This is a genomic window from Myxococcales bacterium, assembly GCA_016720545.1.
Lineage (GTDB): Bacteria > Myxococcota_A > Polyangia > Polyangiales > Polyangiaceae > JAAFHV01.
In genome coordinates this window covers 56,793-73,462 of the sequence record JADKKK010000002.1, presented here as the reverse complement: position 1 = coordinate 73,462, position 16,670 = coordinate 56,793, and the positions used below count along the sequence as shown (strand labels likewise).

At 70.5% G+C, this 16,670-nt stretch carries 12 protein-coding genes and 1 tRNA gene; 5 read left to right on the top strand and 8 right to left on the bottom strand.

The features are described from left to right. Position 1 precedes the first annotated feature (1 nt). Together IPQ09_04330 and IPQ09_04325 are read left to right on the top strand one after the other, a co-directional pair. Entirely contained in the window at positions 2 to 781 is a 780-nt protein-coding gene (locus IPQ09_04330) for a zinc-dependent peptidase (GenBank protein MBL0193446.1), read from the top strand. Between the two features lie 74 nt (positions 782 to 855). Beyond that, positions 856 to 1,848 carry a hypothetical protein gene (locus IPQ09_04325; GenBank protein ID MBL0193445.1) on the top strand — a complete coding sequence of 331 codons (993 nt, stop codon included), beginning with the start codon at positions 856 to 858 and terminating at the stop codon, positions 1,846 to 1,848. Here the strand turns inward: IPQ09_04325 and IPQ09_04320 are convergent. Then, positions 1,835 to 2,620, bottom strand: a complete 786-nt coding sequence (locus tag IPQ09_04320) for a CBS domain-containing protein (protein ID MBL0193444.1) — start codon at positions 2,618 to 2,620, stop codon at positions 1,835 to 1,837. The two genes, IPQ09_04325 and IPQ09_04320, sit on opposite strands and share 14 nt — an antisense overlap. Positions 2,621 to 2,736: 116 nt before the next feature. Here IPQ09_04320 and IPQ09_04315 point away from each other — a divergent pair, with 116 nt between their 5' ends. Both IPQ09_04315 and IPQ09_04310 read left to right on the top strand, forming a co-directional pair. Next, a complete protein-coding gene (locus IPQ09_04315) occupies positions 2,737 to 6,456 on the top strand; it encodes a VCBS repeat-containing protein (GenBank protein MBL0193443.1) in 3,720 nt (1,239 codons plus the stop codon). 83 nt (positions 6,457 to 6,539) lie between these two features. Beyond that, positions 6,540 to 6,616, top strand: a tRNA-Met gene (locus tag IPQ09_04310). A gap of 521 nt (positions 6,617 to 7,137) precedes the next feature. Here the strand turns inward: IPQ09_04310 and IPQ09_04305 are convergent. After that, the gene (locus IPQ09_04305; protein ID MBL0193442.1) at positions 7,138 to 7,443 is read right to left on the bottom strand and encodes a hypothetical protein; all 306 of its coding nucleotides are present in this window, start codon (positions 7,441 to 7,443) and stop codon (positions 7,138 to 7,140) included. A gap of 230 nt (positions 7,444 to 7,673) precedes the next feature. Here IPQ09_04305 and IPQ09_04300 point away from each other — a divergent pair, with 230 nt between their 5' ends. After that, positions 7,674 to 9,437, top strand: coding sequence for a peptidase M14 (locus IPQ09_04300; GenBank protein ID MBL0193441.1), 1,764 nt, complete (start codon positions 7,674 to 7,676; stop codon positions 9,435 to 9,437). Here the strand turns inward: IPQ09_04300 and IPQ09_04295 are convergent. The 6 genes from IPQ09_04295 to IPQ09_04270 all read right to left on the bottom strand — a co-directional run bounded on the left by IPQ09_04295 (position 9,427) and on the right by IPQ09_04270 (position 16,467). Then, the gene (locus tag IPQ09_04295; protein ID MBL0193440.1) at positions 9,427 to 9,753 is read right to left on the bottom strand and encodes a hypothetical protein; all 327 of its coding nucleotides are present in this window, start codon (positions 9,751 to 9,753) and stop codon (positions 9,427 to 9,429) included. The two genes, IPQ09_04300 and IPQ09_04295, sit on opposite strands and share 11 nt — an antisense overlap. Before the next feature lie 64 nt (positions 9,754 to 9,817). Beyond that, positions 9,818 to 13,525: an isoleucine--tRNA ligase gene (locus IPQ09_04290; protein MBL0193439.1), complete on the bottom strand. Its 3,708-nt coding sequence runs from the start codon at positions 13,523 to 13,525 to the stop codon at positions 9,818 to 9,820. 55 nt (positions 13,526 to 13,580) lie between these two features. Continuing rightward, positions 13,581 to 14,012 carry a YbgC/FadM family acyl-CoA thioesterase gene (locus tag IPQ09_04285; protein MBL0193438.1) on the bottom strand — a complete coding sequence of 144 codons (432 nt, stop codon included), beginning with the start codon at positions 14,010 to 14,012 and terminating at the stop codon, positions 13,581 to 13,583. Positions 14,013 to 14,054: 42 nt separating this feature from the next. Further along, positions 14,055 to 14,318, bottom strand: coding sequence for an acyl carrier protein (locus IPQ09_04280; protein MBL0193437.1), 264 nt, complete (start codon positions 14,316 to 14,318; stop codon positions 14,055 to 14,057). 76 nt (positions 14,319 to 14,394) lie between these two features. Further along, positions 14,395 to 14,637: an acyl carrier protein gene (locus IPQ09_04275; protein ID MBL0193436.1), complete on the bottom strand. Its 243-nt coding sequence runs from the start codon at positions 14,635 to 14,637 to the stop codon at positions 14,395 to 14,397. A 114-nt stretch (positions 14,638 to 14,751) separates the two neighbouring features. Beyond that, on the bottom strand, positions 14,752 to 16,467 hold the full coding sequence (locus IPQ09_04270) for a fatty acyl-AMP ligase (protein MBL0193435.1): 1,716 nt from the start codon (positions 16,465 to 16,467) through the stop codon (positions 14,752 to 14,754). Between the last annotated feature and the right edge of the window lie 203 nt (positions 16,468 to 16,670).

Sequence of the window (16,670 nt, the reverse complement as noted above, 5' to 3'; positions counted from 1 at the left end):
CATGTTCGACTTCTTGAAACGGCGCCGGCGCGAAGCGCTCCGCGCGGAGCCCTTCCCCGAGGCGTGGCGCGAGATCCTCGAGCGCAACGTACGCCACGCGGCGCGCCTCACGCCGGCGGAGCGCGAGGAGCTCGAGCAGCTCACGCGAGTATTCGTGGCGGAGAAGGCCTTTGAGGGCTGCGGCGGCCTCGAGCTGACCGACGAGATCCGCGTCACGATCGCTGGGCAGGCGTGCCTCCTGCTCCTGAACCGCGAGACCGACGTGTACCCCGAGCTCGAGATCGTGCTCGTCTACCCCCACGCGTACCGTGCGCCCGCGCGGCGCCAGGACGGCGCGGTGGTGATCGAGGGCGACGAGGCGAGGCTCGGCGAGTCGTGGTCACGCGGCATGGTGGTCCTCGCGTGGGACCACGTATCGACGTCGGCCCGTCACCTCGGCGGCGGGCACAACGTCGTGCTCCACGAGTTCGCCCACCAGCTCGACGCCGAAGAGGGCGACATGGATGGGGTACCCGAGCTCGACTCGAACGCCCACTACCTCGGCTGGGCGCGGATATTTGGCGAGGAGTTTCATGAGCTTACACAGCGCCTCCACGCCGGCCGGCGGAGCGATATCGACCCCTACGGCGCCGCGAGCCCCGCGGAGTTCTTCGCCGTGGTGACCGAGATGTTCTTCGAGCGGCCACGCGCCCTCCGCCACGGCCACCCGGAGCTCTACGCGGAGCTCTCCGCCTTCTACCGCCAAGACCCCGCCTCGGCCGCCGCGCGACCGCGCACGTGAGCCGCGCCTTGCGGCCCCACCCGATGTCGTTACGTTGGTGCCAGCGAGCGGCTGAGCTTCGCGCGGAGGTGCAAATGATCGGCAAGAGAACCTGGACGGGGATCGTGCTCCTCGCGGGCGCGTGCGCGTGGTCGGCGTGCAGCACCACAGAGCCCGTGCCGGACCCCAGCGACGCCGCCCCCGACGCCCACGCGCCCGACGACGCCGCCCCCGACACCGCGCCCCGCGACAGCTCTCTCGACGCCCCCGCGGACAGCTCGACGGACGCAGCGGACGCCTCCACCGACGCCCCGACGGACGCCTCCGCCGACGCCCCGACGGACGCCTCCGCCGACGCCCCGACGGACGCCTCCGCCGACGCGGACGCCTCTCCAGACGCGGGCGGTCCACCCACGCTCCTCGCGCCCGGCGAGAACGACGCCCCGTACACGATGCGCGCCGTCTGCACCATCGCCGCGACGAACCGCGTGGGCACCGCGGACAGCTGCTGCCGCTCCGCCAGCTACACGACCGAGACCGTGTGCGACACCGCGCTCCACGAGGTGCGCGACGCGTCGGGCGCCCTCACGCTGCGGATCGACCCGATGACCGCGTGCACGCGGACGGCGACCGCCGGCACATGTGGGCGCTCGGGCACCGTCGCGCGCTGCGACGGCGCGGGGCTCTCCTGCCCCGCCGCGGTCAGCACGGCGGGCCAACCCTCGCTCGTCGAGGGGACGTACACCCGGCGCATGGTGGCGGTCGGGGGCACGCCCGCGCCCAAGGACCAGTACTGGCTCGGGTGCTCCTCCGCGGCCATGATCACGCAGACGGCGCCCTCCTGCACACCACCTCCCGCGCCCCAGCCCACCCAGCGCACCACGACCTTCGTCCGCACGGCGCCCGGGACCTTCGCCGTGCGGCGGAGCTGGGCCGGGGTTGCGCCACCAGGGTTCTGCGCGACCCCGAGCTTCGCACCGGGCGCGGACTCCATCGGCAACAGCACGTTCGTCGACGGGAACGCGCCCGCGGGAGGCACCTTCGCGACCACGGCACATACATGCACCTACACTCTCACGCTGAAGTGAGCGCGCCCATCACGCCTGCGAGGTCGAGGCAGCTCACGATGCCCACGAGCCTGCGACGCTCGACGACCAAGAGGCGCCTCACGTTCATGGTCGCGGCGTGCGCGGCGGCCCGATAGAGGGGCGTGGCCACGTCGAGGCAGAGCGTCTCGTAGCTCATCACTTCCTCCACCGGCCGCGCCCGGAGCGACGCGGGCAGTCCGCGGGACGCCAGCGCCTCACGCTGGGTGAACACGCCGATCGGAGACTCCACGTCGACCACGACCAGCCCGCGGACGTTGGCCTCCACGAGGCGCTCGACGGCCTCGTCGACCGACGCGCTGAGATCGACGGTCTCGACGGGCGAGGTCATCAAGGTCTCGAGCGCGACCGACGCCTCGGGCACGCGAGACCTGGCGAGCTCTCCCAGCACGTCGCGGGTCGACAGGACGCCGACCACGCGCTCGCCGTCCCCCGCCTCCTCCACGACGACGAGGCGATGCACGCGCGCGCTCCGCATGCGGCGCGCCGCCGCGTCGAGCCCCTCGTCGGGGCGGACGGTGACCACGGGCCGGCGCATGAAGTCGGCGGCGCGCCGGGCCTCGCCCCCCGCCTCGCGGAGAGACTCCCGGAGGAGGTCGGTCAAGGACACGATCCCGAGGAGCCGCTCGCTAGAGACAATGGGGACGGCCGAGCAGCCGCGCGTCTCGAGCAGCGCGATCAACTCGGCGGCGGTGGCCTCGGGCGAGCCGCAGGTCACCGGAGAGCTCATGCGCGCGCGAACGTCGAGGGTCATCTCCGTCAGCTTACCGTCGGAGCCGCGGCGCGTCACCCGCGTCGGGCGCGTCGCACGAGCGTCTCCACACGCTTAGGCGGCCGACGGGACGCCCCTCCGTGATATCCTTCGCCTCCATGTCCCCTCGCAGCCCACGCGCCCGTCTCTCCAGTATCCTCGTGGCGGCAGGCGCCGTCGGTTGCGCGCTCGCGTCGCTCGGCGACGCCCGCGCGGGCTGGCCGCCGCCGCGCGGGGCGGACATGCGCGACAAGGCCAACTGGGCGAACGACTACGACGCGCGCTGGAACTACGCGTCGTTCCTTCCCGAGCAGCAGCCGGGCACGCCGCCCTACCTGGAAGCCGACAAGAAGCTCGGCGCCTCCGGCATGAGCATCGACCGGGCGTGGACCTACACGATCGGCAAGCCCACCGTGAAGATCGCGGTGCTCGACTCGGGCATCCACTGGGAGCACCCCGACCTCGTAAACAAGGTCGCGCTGAACCGCGGCGAGCTGAAGGGCGACAAGCGCCCCAAGAACGAGCAGGGCAACGAGTGCGGCGGCGCCGGCGACCTCGCGGGCTACGACTGCAACGGCGACGGCCAGTTCACCATGGCCGACTACGCGAAGGACGCGCGCTTCGCCGGAGAGGTCACGGGCGAGCACTGCTTCAGCGACGGCGATCGCACCATCAAGAAGCCGAACCGACCCCGCGGCGACTTCAACCGCAACTGCATCCTCGACCCGGGCGATCTCCTGCAGATCTTCTCCGACGGCGTGGACGACGACGCGAACGGGTACAAGGACGACATCGCGGGCTGGGACTTCTTCAAGGACGACAACGATCCGTACGACGACACCCGCTACGGGCACGGCACGGGCGAAGCCCGCGACTCGTCCGGCGAGGGCAACAACGGCATCGGCGACATCGGCGTTTGCCCGGGCTGCACCTTCGTGCCGATGCGCGTGGGCGACAGCTTCATCACCGACGTAAACGACTTCGGCCAGGCGACGGCGTACGCGACCGATCTCGGGTGCAAGGTCATCCAGGAGGCCCTCGGAACCATCAACCAGACCGCCTTCTCGAAGGCCGCGATCGACTACGCGTATTCGAAGGGCGTCATCGTCGTGGCGAGCATGGCCGACGAGAACTCGCGCCACCACAACATGCCGGGCGCGGCCAACCACACCCTCACGGTCCACACCGTGCGCTACACGGGATCGAACCCGAACGCCTCGTCGACGTTCCTCGGCTACGACGCGTGCTCGAACTACGGCGGCCAGCTGTCGATGAGCATCAGCGGCACGCGCTGCTCGAGCGAGGCGACGGGGCGCGCGTCGGGCATCGCCGGTCTGCTGTTCTCGATGGCGGCAGAGAAGAACCTCGACCTCACGGCCGAAGAGGCCATCCAGATCTTCAAGATGACCGCCGACGACATCGACGTCGCCGAGTCACGCAGCACCGACGAGGAGGTCTCGGGCAAGCTCTATTACTCGAAGGCCGGGTGGGACCAGCGCTTCGGCTACGGGCGCGCCAACGCCTTCACAATGGTAAAGGCGATTGACGAAGGGCGCATCCCGCCCGAGGTCGACATCACCTCTCCCGAGTGGTTCACGCCGATCGTCGCCGGCCGAGGCCCCGCGCAGATCACCATCCAGGGCCGCGTCTCCGCGCGCCGCGCGCTCTCCTACGACTACCGGGTGGAGTGGGCGCCAGGCATCGAGCCCGACGACGCGCAGTTCAAGCCGCTCCAAACCGAGAAGACCAACATCCCCGGCGCGACGGTGTCCGGCGGCGGCGCCGAGGCCCCGCTCGGCGCCTTCGACCCCGCGCAGATCGACACGGCGCACAAGCGCGACGCCGACTCGAAGCTCGGTGAGAACGACCGCACCATCACCATCCGCGTCCGCGCCATCGCGCACTACGCGGGATTCGACGTGCCCGGCGAGGCGCGCCGCACCGTGGCCGTCACGAACGAGAAGAACGGGGGCGACAAGGACCTTCTGCCGGGCTTCCCGATGTACCTGGGCACGTCGCTCGAGGGCAGCCCCAAGCTCGCCGACATCGACGGCGACGGCGTCCGCGACATCATCGCCCCCGCCTCGGACGGCCAGCTCCACGTCTTCACGATGCGCTCGGGCACGCCCGTCGAGGTGAAGGGCTTCCCGTACCGCACCCGCGTCATCGACGGCCTCAGCTCCGACGTCGCCGACCCCGCGGTCCCGAGCTACCTCTCCGCGCCGGCCTACAGCCAGAAGAGCTCCGGGCTCGCGGCCGGCGAGGTGCGCGAGGCGCTGCTCTCCGCGCCGGCGGTGGTCGACCTCGACGGCGACGGCAAGCGCGAGATCGTGTTCGGCTCGTTCGGCGGCACGCTGTACGTCGTCGACTCGCAGGGCAAGGACCTCCCGGGCTGGCCCAAGCGCATGCCGGCCGTCCCCTCCTGCCCGCTCGACCCGACGAAGCCGGCGGCCTCGCCCTGCATGGACGTCCGCTCGGGTCTCGCGCGCGGTCTCTACGGCGCGCCCGTCATCGTCGACATGAACAAGGACGGCAAGCCGGAGATCGTGGCGTCGTCCTTCGACGGCAAGATCTACGTCTTCAAGGTCGACGGCACCTCGCTCGACGGCTTCCCCGTCGACGTCCATCATCCGCAGGCGCAGAAGCGCAGCCGCGTCTTCACGACCCCCGCGGTCTCCGACGTCACCGGCGACGGCATCCCCGAGATTTTCACGGGATCCAACGAGCAGGTGGGCGGCGGCGGAAACGCCGGCCCGCTGTTCGCCATCAACGGCCTTGGAAACAAGGCGCCCGGCGGCCCGTACCTGCAGAACTGGCCGGCGGTCATGACGTCGTTCGCGATCTTCCCGCTCGTGGCGGAGGGCGTGACGAGCTCGCCCGCGACGGCCGACTTCGACGGCGACGGCCGCGAGGACGCGCTGTTCCAGGGCAACGGCGCGGCGCCGCTGCTCCTCCCCGCCGATCCGGGCGCCCAGACCGCCTTCGGCGAGCCGCCGAACCGCCTCCCGCGCTTCAAGGAGGAAGACGGCTCGGAGCGCCGCGGGCTCGAGCCCACCGCCGTCTTCGGGGAGCTCAGCAAGGCCTACCGCCCGGACACCATGTTCCCGCTCTTCAGCCAGCCTGCGGTGGGCGACATCGACCAGGACGGCACCCCCGACGTGGTCGCCTCTGGCGCCTCGCTGAGCCTCGCAGGCTCGCTCACGGGCGGCAGCTCGGCGCCAAAGAACGCCCAGCACCTGCTCGCGGCTTGGAGCGGCAAGACCGGCAAGATGCTGCCCGGCATGCCGTACGTCATCGAGGACTTCAGCTTCCTCACGAACCACGCCGTCGCCGATCTCACGGGCGACGACTACCCGGAGATCATCACCGGCACGGGCGTCTACATGCTCCACGCCGTCGACGGCTGCGGGCGCGAGGCGGCGGGCTGGCCGAAGTTCACGGGCGGCTGGATCGCGGCCGCGCCGGCGGTCGGCGACATTACGGGCGATCGCTCGCTCGACGTGGTCGTGGGCACCCGCAACGGCTACCTCTTCGCCTGGAAGACCGCCGGGAAGGACGACGGCGTCATCCAGTGGGAGTCGTTCCACCACGACAACGCGAACACCGGGAGCGCGGCCACCAAGCTCGATCAGGGCGTGCTGAAGCGCGCCGCGAAGCCCCTCGACGTCGCCGCCTGCGCGGCGCCGGCGGGCCCCGCGGCCTCGGAAGAGTCGCTCGGCGGCGGCGGCTGCACGTGCAGCACCACGTCGGACAGCGTAGGGGCGCGCAGCCTCGCGCTGCTGCCGTTCCTCGCGGGGCTCGTCGCCGCGTTCGCTCGCCGCCGCCGCGCGGCGCGCTGATCGAGGGTCGCTTTTTTTGGGGTTCGTCGACGGCGAGCCCCTTTACAAGCCCCACGATTTCGACGACATTGTCGCCGCCCATTGCCGGGGTAGCTCAGATGGTTAGAGCGGGCGTTTCATACGCGCTAGGTCGGGGGTTCGACTCCCTCCTCCGGCACCATTTTTCACGCGCGAGCGCGTGAACATCACGTCGCTCGTCGCCGACCCTGCACTTCGCAGAGCCTCCGTGCACGGTCGAGCGACTCCCTCCTCCGGCACCATTTTTCACGCGCGAGCGCGTGAACATCACGTCGCTCGTCGCCGACCCTGCACTTCGCAGAGCCTCCGTGCACGGTCGAGCGACTCCCTCCTCCGGCACCATTTTTCACGCGCGAGCGCGTGAACATCACGTCGCTCGTCGCCGACGGTGTACTTCGCAGAGCCTCCGTGCACGATCGAGCGACTCCCTCCTCCGGCACCACTTTTCACGCGCGAGCGCGTGAACATCGCGTCGCTCGTCGCCGACGGTGTACTTCGCAGAGCCTCCGTGCACGATCGAGCGACTCCCTCCTCCGGCACCACTTTGCGCGAGCGCGTGAACATCACGTCGCTCGTCGCCGACCCTGCACTTCGCAGAGCCTCCGTGCACGGTCGAGCGACTCCCTCCTCCGGCACCACTTTTCACGCGCGAGCGCGTGAACATCACGTCGCTCGTCGCCGACGGTGTACTTCGCAGAGCCTCCGTACACCATCGAGCGACTCCCTCCTCCGGCACCACTTTTCACGCGCGAGCGCGTGAACATCACGTCGCTCGTCGCCGACGGCGTACTTCGCTGCATCGTCGCGATCCGGCCGCGTGGCATGTACGCCACCGTTTTGGGCGTGCCGCGCGCCGGCGTCGGCTCGAAGTACGCGACGGCGCGGGAAGTAGACGTTCCACAGCTCGTCGGCGAGCAGCGCCGCCACGTACATCTTGGCGTAGTAATCGCGCTGGTTCGTCGGTCGCATCGAGCTTCCGTTGGTTCACCCGCCTCGCAATGCGCCTCCGACGGAGTCGCTCGGGCGGGAGCGCTCGCGCCGCAGCGGCAGGTCTCCGGCACCGCGCGTGTCCCCGCGTCGTGGTGGGGCGCCTCGGCCGATCCGGTCGGCGGCACGCCTCGATCGTGGCGACGTGGTTCGCGTCGCCTCCGCGGCATCTCGCGTCCCCCACCCCGCGGGTCCGCGGTATCGTCCGCCCCATGACCGCCCTCTCCAACAGCGACGCCCGCACCCGGCTGGCCACGCTCGCCACGCTCGCCCGCGGCTTCCGCGCGGACTACCTCGACTACGACGCGCTCACCGGCCAGGTGAAGGCCTGGGCCGAAGCGTTCCCCGACGTCGTGCGGCTCACGTCGATTGGCCAGACCCCCGAGCGGCGCGAGCTGTGGCTGCTCACGATCGGCCGCGAGCCCGAGCGCGCCCGCCCCACGGTGTGGGTCGACGGCAACATGCACGCGAGCGAGCTCGCCGGCTCGAGCATGGCGCTCGCGATGGCGGAGGACGCGATCGCGTTCCACCTCGATCCGAACGGCGGCTTCCGCGATCTCCCGGCGCCGGCGGCCCGCGCGCTCGAGGACGTGCTCTGGATGGTGCTCCCGCGCATGTCGCCCGACGGCGCGGAGGCCGTGCTGAAGACCGGCCGCTACGTGCGCTCGACCCCGCGCGACGACCGCCCGGGCCGCGCCGCGCGGTGGCTCTCCGAAGACGTCGACGGCGACGGGCTCGCCCTGCTCATGCGCGCGCGAGATCCCGGCGGCGAGTACGTCGAGAGCGCGGAGGTGCCCGGCCTCATGCTGCCGCGGCTCATCGAGGACGAGGGCCCGTTCTACAAGCTCTACCCCGAGGGTCGCATCGAAGCTTTCGACGGTCACACGATCCCGAGCCCACACTTTCTCTCGGACAACCACGCGGATCTGAACAGGAATTTCCCCTGGTCGTGGGCTCCTCCGCACGAGCAGGCCGGGGCCGGCGCGTTCCCGCTCTCCGAGCCGGAGGCGCGCGCGGTGGTCGAGCTCACCTCGAAGCACCCCGAGATCTTCGCCTGGCTGAACGGGCACACGTTCGGCGGCGTCTTCATTCGCCCGCTCGGTCACCTGCCCGACACGAAGATGAACGAGCAAGACCTCGCGCTCTTCCGCCAGATCGGCGCGTGGAGCGAGGCGCTCACCGGGTACCCCATGGTCTCGGGCTTCGAGGAGTTCACCTACGAGCCCGACAAGCCCCTCCACGGTGACCTCACCGACTACGCGTTCCACCAGCGCGGCGCCATCGCGTACGTGGTCGAGCTGTGGGACCTCTTCACGCGCATCGGCATGCCGCGCAAGAAGCGCTTCGTGCTCGCCTACTCCGAGCTCGGTCGCCCGGAGATGATCGCGCTCGGCAAGTGGGACGCGGAGCACAACGCGGGGCGCGTGGTGCGCCCGTGGCGGCCGTTCGAGCACCCGCAGCTCGGGCCCGTGGAGATCGGCGGCGTCGACCCGCGCGTGGGGCTCTGGAATCCTCCGTACGAGCTCTTGGCCGAGGTGTGCGAGCGCCAGAGCGCGGCGTTCGCGCGGGTCGCCTCGCTCGCGCCGCGGCTCGAGCTCGATCCGCCCGAGGTGGAGCGCCTCGGCGACGGGGTCGCGCGGGTGACGCTCACGGTCCGAAACGTGGGCTACCTGCCGACCAACGTCCTCGCGTCGGCCCTCGCGCTCGAGCACGCCGAGCCGGTGCGCGTGACGGTGACGACCGAGGGCTCCGCGACCGTCGACGCCGACGGCGCGTTCGCGACCCTCGGGCACCTCGACGGCTGGGGGCGCGGGCTCTACGACGGCTCGGGCGCGCTCTACTTCCAGCGCAGCCGGGGCAACACGGGGCAGGCGCGCGTGCGGCTGCTCGTGCGAGGCGCCCCAGGCGCGGGCGCGATCACGCTGCGCGTTGGGAGCTGCCGCGTCGGTCACCGCGAGGTGCGGCTCACAACGTGACGTCGCCGGCGTCGCCGCACGGGCCCCCGTCACACGCGCGCACCGGGGGCGGCGGGGGCGGCGGCAGCGACGGCAGCGACGGCGGCGGCGCGACGGTGGGCGAGCTCTCCCACTCCGGCGGACGCGGCGACGAGTCTCGTCCACGGAAGTAGCCACACGCGAACAGCCCAAAGCCGAGCAGCGCCAGGCCGAGCAGCCCGCCGAACGACACGACGCCGCCCGCGACCACCGCGAGCACCCGCAGCATGGCCCCACGCGGGCTTGGGCGACGGGCGTCGTCGTCGCGTGATGCTTCCGCGGCTCGACTCTCGCGCATCGCGGAATCGTACCCCCGGGCGGCGGGGGGCGCACGCCGAAGCGGCGCGCCCCGAGCTCGCGGCCTACGCCTTCCGCAACACGAGCTCCACGGCCATGCCCTCGACCTCGCAGACCTCTACGTGCACGCCCGCGCCCGCCGCGGCGGCGCCCGGAGAAGCGGCGAGCTCGATCGACGTCGCGAGCACGTCGGCCGCGAGCGCGCCCTGGTGCCGCGCGAGCGCCTCGAGGAGCGGGGCCGGCCCGTGCACCCGCAGCGCGACGCGGTCGGCGAGCTCGAGCTTCGCCTCTTTACGTGCATTCTGCACGCGATTCGCGACCTCGCGCACGAGGCCGAGCTCGCGCAGCTCGTCGTCGAGGCGCGTATCGAGCACCACGACGCCGGCGCGGCCCCCGGCAGCCGCGAAGCCCTCCTTGGTCTCGAAGGCCACCTCGACGTCCTCCACGAGGAGCGTGACGCCCGCGTGCTCGGCGGCGCCCGCGTCGCGGAGCGCGAAGAGCAGCGACGCGGCCCCCGAGGCGTCGAGCGCGGAGAGCGATTTCTTCAGGAGCTGCGCCTCCTTGCCGAGGCCGCGTTGCCCGAGGGTGCGGAAGTTCGGCTTCAGCTTGTAGGAGACGTAGCGCTCCACCTCGGCGTCGTCGACGAACGCCACGCCGAGCACGTTGAGCTCGTCCTGGATCATCGCCTCGCCCGATCCTGCGAGGCTCGCGCGGAGCTTCGCGTCGCCCAGCACGAGGTGCGCCACGCGGAGCGGCTGGCGAACCTTCAGCTTCGCCGAGGTGCGCACCTGGAGGCCGAGGCTCACGAGCTCGCGCACCGCGGCCATCCTCCGCGCGAGGTCTTCGTCGACGAGGCTGAGATCTGCGGCCGGCCAGTCGGCGAGGTGCACGCTCTCCGGCGCGCCACGATCGACGCGCCGGACCAGGTTCTGGAACATGCCCTCGGCCATGAAGGGCACGAACGGGGCGAGCACCTTCGAGAGCGTGACGAGCACCTCGTACAACGTCGCGTAGGCGGCGCACTTGTCGCGATCGCCCGCGGCGACGCGCGGGCCGTGGTCCGCGCTCCAGGCCCGCCAGAAGCGGTCGCGCGAGCGACGGACGTACCAGTTCGAGAGGCCATCGACGAAGTCGGTGATGTGGGTGGTCGCGCCGTGCACGTCGTAGCCGTCGAGCGCCTCGGTCACCCGCGCGAGGGTGCTGTGCAGCGCGCTCAGGATCCAGCGATCGAGCTCCGAGCGCTCGGCCACGGGCGGATCGCCCTCGCTCGGCGTGTACCGGTCGATGTTCGCGTAGAGCGTGAAGAACGAAGTGACGTTGCGCAGGCGCACGAGCGTCTCTTTTTGAGTCGCGCGCACGTTCGAGAGCGAGTGACGCGTCGAGCTCCACGGCGGGTTCGAGGCGTAGAAGAACCAGCGGAACGCGTCAGCGCCGGGCGCCGAGGCGGTGGGATCGCGCAGCACCACGCGCTCCGCGTCGGGGAGCGTCGGCACGTCGATGACCTTGAGCGCCTGGTCCTTCGCCGGCACCACGCCGAGGGCCGCGCGGTCCTCCGCGGAGAGCAACACGCCGCGGCGACGGAGCTTGAGCTTCGCGACGACCTGGACCTTCAGCGACAGCGCGGCCTCCGGCGCGCCCGCGCGGAACACGGAGACCTCGCGGCCCTCGGTGAGGTCGAGCCCCTCGAGGTCCTCGCGGCTCATGTAGGCCGTGCCCTTCGGCGGGCCGCCGTCTTGCCCGGCGACGTCCGCGGCGACGAGGAAGTCCATCTTCACGTCGTCGAAGATGACGTCGGGGGGCGTGTAGTTGCCCTTCGATTTGGACTCCTTCTTCCCCTCCTTGTCGCACACGTGCCCGAGCACGATGCACGAGCGGTACGGGTGCGGGAGGGACTCCGCGGCGAGCCCGAGGCGCGCGCGGGCCTCCTCGTCGAACACGAGCGTGGAGATCATGAGCAGCGAGTAGAACCAGCCGCGCGTCTGGTCGATCGCCTCGGAGATGAAGTCGGCCGGGAAGCTCTCCTTGAACTCGGCCTCGCCGGCGTGAGGGAAGCCCCACTGCGCGAACGGCATGCAGCCGGAGTCGAACCAGCAGTCGATGACCTCGGGGACGCGGCGGTAGGTGCCCTCTTCGCCAGGGTTCTGCCAGGTGACGGCGTCGACCCACGGCTTGTGCACGAGCAGATCGTCCGAGAGCGACGGATCGGCGGCCTTCGCCTCGTGGAACGCGTCGAACGCGCGCGGGTTCTTCGCGAGGATCTCGGCGACCGAGCTCGGCGCCTCGAGCTTGCCGGTGACGTCGTTCACCCACACGTTGAGCGGCGTGCCCCAGTAGCGCTCGCGAGAGAGCGCCCAGTCGACGTTGTTGTCGAGGAAGTCGCCGAAGCGGCCGTCCTTGATGTGCGGCGGGAACCAGGTCACGGCTTGGTTGTTCGCCTTCGCCTTCTCGATGACCGACGTCGTGCGGATGTACCAGGCCGGCCGCGCGAACTGGATGAGCGGGTCGTCGTCGGCGCGCCAGCAGAACGGGTAGTCGTGGCGGTAGGTCTCGGCGAGCACGAGCTTGCCGCGCTGCTTGAGGTCGGCCTGGAGATCCTTGTCGCAGTCTTTCACCCAGCGGCCGGCGTACGGGGCGAAGTCGTCGACGAAGGTGCCGTCCGGCTTCACGGCGCAGAAGAGCGGGAGCGCCGGCTCCTCCGCGAGCAGCTTGCGGTGCACGAGGTGGTCGTCCTCGCCGAAGGCGGGCGCCACGTGCACCACGCCGGTGCCTGCGTCGAGCGTCACGAAGTCGGCCGCGAGGACCCTCCACACCTTCGCCGCGGCGGGGATCGCCGCCTCCGCCGCGAACAGGTCGTACGGCGCCTCGTAGGCGAGGCCCACGAGGTCTTTGCCAGAGAGGGTCGCGAGCACGGTGGGCGCGTCGACCTTGAGCTTCTTGGCGATGCCCTCGAGCAGGCCCTCGGCGAGCACGAGCTTGCGGCCGCCGAGGTCCGCGACGACGTACGTGAACGACGCGTTCACCGCCGCGTACATGTTCGACGGCAAGGTCCACGGGGTCGTCGTCCACACGAGCAGCGCGGCGCCCTCCAGCGCGCCGACGAGCTCGCCCGCGCCCTGCCCCGCGCGGAGCGGGAACGACACGTACACGCTTGGGTCGTCGACCTGCTTGTAGCCCTGCCCCACCTCGCCGGACGACAGCGCCGTGCCGCCCTGCGCCCACCACCACACCACCTTGTGCCCCTGATAGAGCAGACCTTTCTTGAACAGCTCGGAGAGGGCCCACCACACGCTCTCGACGTAGCTGCGGTGGTAGGTGACGTAGGCCTTCTCGAGGTCGACCCAGAAGCCGACGCGCTCGGTGAGAGACTCCCACTCCGACGTGTAGCGGAACACCGACTCGATGCACTTCTTCACGAAGGGCTCCACGCCGTAGGCGTCGATCGCCGCCTTGCCGTGGATGTGCAGCTCCTTCTCGACCTCGACCTCGACGGGGAGGCCGTGGGTGTCCCAGCCGGCCTTCCGCGGGACGTGAAAGCCGCGCATGGTCTTGTAGCGAGGGAAGAGATCTTTCACGACACGCGTGAGCACGTGGCCGTTGTGGGGCAGCCCGTTCGCGGTGGGCGGCCCCTCGTAAAACACCCAGGTGCCACGGGTGGCGGGGCGCGCGAGGCACTTCTCGAAGACGCCGACGTCGCGCCACAGCGCCAAGATTTCGCGCTCTTCCTTGGGGAAGTCGAGCTCGGCGGGCACCTTCGTGAAGACGGGTTCGGTCATGGTGATCGACGGCTACTAGCGCCTTTTCAGGCCAACATCTGGGCAAAGTTGGCGCTCAGAGCTCCCAGCCGGGCTCGAGGCACGCGTCGAGCAGCTCTCGCGGCAGGCGCGACGGCCGCTCGGTGCCCATGTCGACGCAGGCGAGCCGTACCTTCGACTCCACCAGCACGACGTGGCCACGGCGCACCGTACCCTCGATCCACATGGAGAAGCGCGTGACGGCCGCCGTCGACGTCTCGACCTCGAGGGCGTCGTCGAACCGCGCCGGAGACCTGTACCGCACGCGAAGCTCGACCACCGGGAGCCCCGTGCGCGTGGCGGCCTCGAACGCGGCGTAGTCGAAGCCGTGGGCACGAAAGTGCTCGATGCGCGCCGCCTCGAGGAACGCGAGGTACGCGGCGTGGTGAACCACGGCGGCCTGATCGGTGTCCGCGTAGCGCACGCGGACGGCGTGCGACGAGCGCCGAGAGCGGAAGGCGCCGCTCACGCGCGCAGCGCGGCTCGGCCGACTCGAGGAGGCGTCACGCGGTCACTCGGCAGACTGGGCGACCATGGTCTCGCGCGTCTGCAGCTTGTCGAGCACGAGGTCGTACGACTTGCTCAGAGTGGAGATTTCCTTGAGCTCCGAGTCGTCGATCTTCACGTGGTACTGCCGCTCGATCGCTGCCACGATCTCGACGCCCATCATCGAGTCGATGCCGAGGTCCTTGAAGTGCGCGTCGTCGGGGACGGTGTCCACCTCGGCGATCTCGCTGATGAGGGCGCGGAGCTCTTCTTTCAAGTTGTCGGTCATCGTCGTTCCCTTCGTCGTTGCTACTTACTCTGTAAGCGGGCGCAAGCAGCCGCAAGCGGGCCCGCGCGCGGGAGCCCTACGCGGTGATGCGCTTCTCGACCGCCTCGAGCAGATCACGCACCGTCTGCAAGCCGGCGAGGGACTCGTCGGGGATCTGGATCTTCAGCTTGCGCTCCATCGCACCGACGATCTCGAGCATGCCGAGCGAGTCGATCCCAAGCTCGCTGATGACCGTTCCCTCGGACACGTTCTTGAAGTCCTTCTCCACGACCTCGGCGGCCGTCGTCTCGAACAACTTGAGGAGCTCCACGCGGTTCATCGACATTTCTCGGATCCTTCTGGCTGATTCGCTTCTGGGCGGGGCGCGACGCGGGGGGAAGAGCGGAGCGGGGGTAACGAGGGGTAAGGGTGGTCGCGCAGACGGAGTGCCGGGTCAGGGCGCCGCGGCCGGGACGGGCTCCCCAGGCCCTTGCACACGATGTGCCGCGTCGAGCGCCCCCTCGAGGAAGAGCTGCCTCGTCTTGCGGCGCTGGGCCTTGCCGCTGGACGTCCGCGGCAGCGTACCCTGGGGCACGATCACGACCTTGTACACGTTGAGCGCAAAGTGCGCGAGCACTGCTTGCGCGATGGCCTCGGGGAGGCCCTTCGCCTCGCTCTGGAAGGCCTCGGCGCAGATGACGAGCTCCTCGCCTGACTCACCGTCGACGCTGAAGGCCACGACGTTTCCGCGCCGGACGCCCGGCAGCTCGCTCACGACCCACTCGAGATCGTTCGGATAGAAGTTGCGACCGCGGACGATGATGAGGTCCTTCAGGCGACCGCAGACGAAGAGCTCGCCGTCCACCAGGTAACCGAGGTCGCCGGTCTGGAGCCAGCCGTCTTGGAAGGCGGCCTGGGTGAGCTCGGGCTCTTGGTAGTAGCCCTGGCACACGCTGGGTCCGCGCGTGACGATCTGCCCCACCTGACGGTCCCCGAGGCGCTTGCCGTCGGCGTCGACGATCGCCAGCTCGTGCCCCGGGAACGGGCGACCGCAGTTCACGAGCTCGTGGGCGTCGTCGGCGTCGCTCGGCTCCGCCTGCTCGCGCTCGCGGGCCTTGGGGTCGATGCGGTCGGCGCGGAGCCCGGCCCCGAGGGGCGTGAAGGTGACCGCCAGCGTGGCCTCGGCCATGCCGTACGAAGGGATGAAGCTCTTCGGGTCGAAGCCCGCGGGCGCGAGCTTCGCGGCGAACTCGCGCAGCGTGCGCGACTGGATGGGCTCGGCCCCGCAGCCGGTGCGCCGCATGCACGAGAGATCCCACCCCTCGACGTCGCGCTCCTTGAGGCGCTTGGCGACGAGCTGGTAGGCGAAGTTGGGCGCGTACGTGATGGTGCCGCGGTGCTTGTGGATCGTGTCGAGCCACAGGCGCGGGTTGCGGACGAAGCTCGCCGTGGGAAGGAACACGACGGGGATGTTCGTGAACAGCGGCCCGATGACGAAGCCGATGAGCCCCATGTCGTGAAACAGCGGCAACCAGCTCACGCCCTTGTCGAAGGACGAGTCCTTCTCGAGGCCGTGGACCATGAAGCTCTCGGAGTTCCAGGCGAGGTTGTTGTGGGTGACCACCACCCCCTTCGGCTTCGAGGTGCTCCCGGAGGTGAACTGGAGGAAGCACACGTCCGCGCCGCCCACGCGCGCGTCGACCTCGCCGGCCATCGGGTCGGTGAGCTCGGAGGTGGTCAGCACGCCCAAGAGCGTGTCCACGCGCTCGGCCGCGGGCGCCACGTAGGGGCGGGTCGACTCGGTGGTGAGCAGCAGCTTCGCGCCCGAGGCGCGCGCGATGTGCGCCACCGTGTCGTGGTAGGTCTCCACGTTCTTGAACGAGAGCTGGGGCACCATCGGCACGGGGACGACGCCCGCGAAGATCGCGCCGAGGAACGACAGCACGAACTCGTCCGGATCGGGAACGACCAGCGCGAGGCGATCGCCCTTCACGAGCCCCCGCGCGGCGAAGTGACACGCGCGACGCCGCGCCTCCTCACGGATCTCGGCGAAGGGCATGTGGCGCTCGGACCCGTCGGACCGCGCGAACGTGAACCCGAGCGCGCTGCTCCGCGCGAGCTCGTTGACGGCGTCGACCAGGGTCGGCGGTACGTGTCGGGGGTCGATCATTCGGCTCCGTGGAGGGTCCCGCCCCGCGCGGGGGACGAGTGCCCGGTCGCGCTCCCAATACTTTGCGGACGGGCTTGACGCAAGCTGTCGAACACACATCGTTCCTGCGTAATTTCCACACCGCCGCGTAGCTTCTTACGCGTCGTCGGGCGCCGGCCGCGTGGGGCCGCGTGGGGCCCCGCGCGCCAGCCCCCACCGCCCTG

Excerpts from the sequence above, each read along its gene's own strand:
- IPQ09_04330 (MBL0193446.1), top strand. The coding sequence starts at position 2 with ATGTTCGACTTCTTGAAACGGCGCCGGCGCGAAGCGCTCCGCGCGGAG.
- IPQ09_04325 (MBL0193445.1), top strand. The coding sequence starts at position 856 with ATGATCGGCAAGAGAACCTGGACGGGGATCGTGCTCCTCGCGGGCGCG.
- IPQ09_04320 (MBL0193444.1), bottom strand. The coding sequence starts at position 2,620 with ATGACCCTCGACGTTCGCGCGCGCATGAGCTCTCCGGTGACCTGCGGC.
- IPQ09_04315 (MBL0193443.1), top strand. The coding sequence starts at position 2,737 with ATGTCCCCTCGCAGCCCACGCGCCCGTCTCTCCAGTATCCTCGTGGCG.
- IPQ09_04305 (MBL0193442.1), bottom strand. The coding sequence starts at position 7,443 with ATGCGACCGACGAACCAGCGCGATTACTACGCCAAGATGTACGTGGCG.
- IPQ09_04300 (MBL0193441.1), top strand. The coding sequence starts at position 7,674 with ATGACCGCCCTCTCCAACAGCGACGCCCGCACCCGGCTGGCCACGCTC.
- IPQ09_04295 (MBL0193440.1), bottom strand. The coding sequence starts at position 9,753 with ATGCGCGAGAGTCGAGCCGCGGAAGCATCACGCGACGACGACGCCCGT.
- IPQ09_04290 (MBL0193439.1), bottom strand. The coding sequence starts at position 13,525 with ATGACCGAACCCGTCTTCACGAAGGTGCCCGCCGAGCTCGACTTCCCC.
- IPQ09_04280 (MBL0193437.1), bottom strand. The coding sequence starts at position 14,318 with ATGACCGACAACTTGAAAGAAGAGCTCCGCGCCCTCATCAGCGAGATC.
- IPQ09_04275 (MBL0193436.1), bottom strand. The coding sequence starts at position 14,637 with ATGAACCGCGTGGAGCTCCTCAAGTTGTTCGAGACGACGGCCGCCGAG.
- IPQ09_04270 (MBL0193435.1), bottom strand. The coding sequence starts at position 16,467 with ATGATCGACCCCCGACACGTACCGCCGACCCTGGTCGACGCCGTCAAC.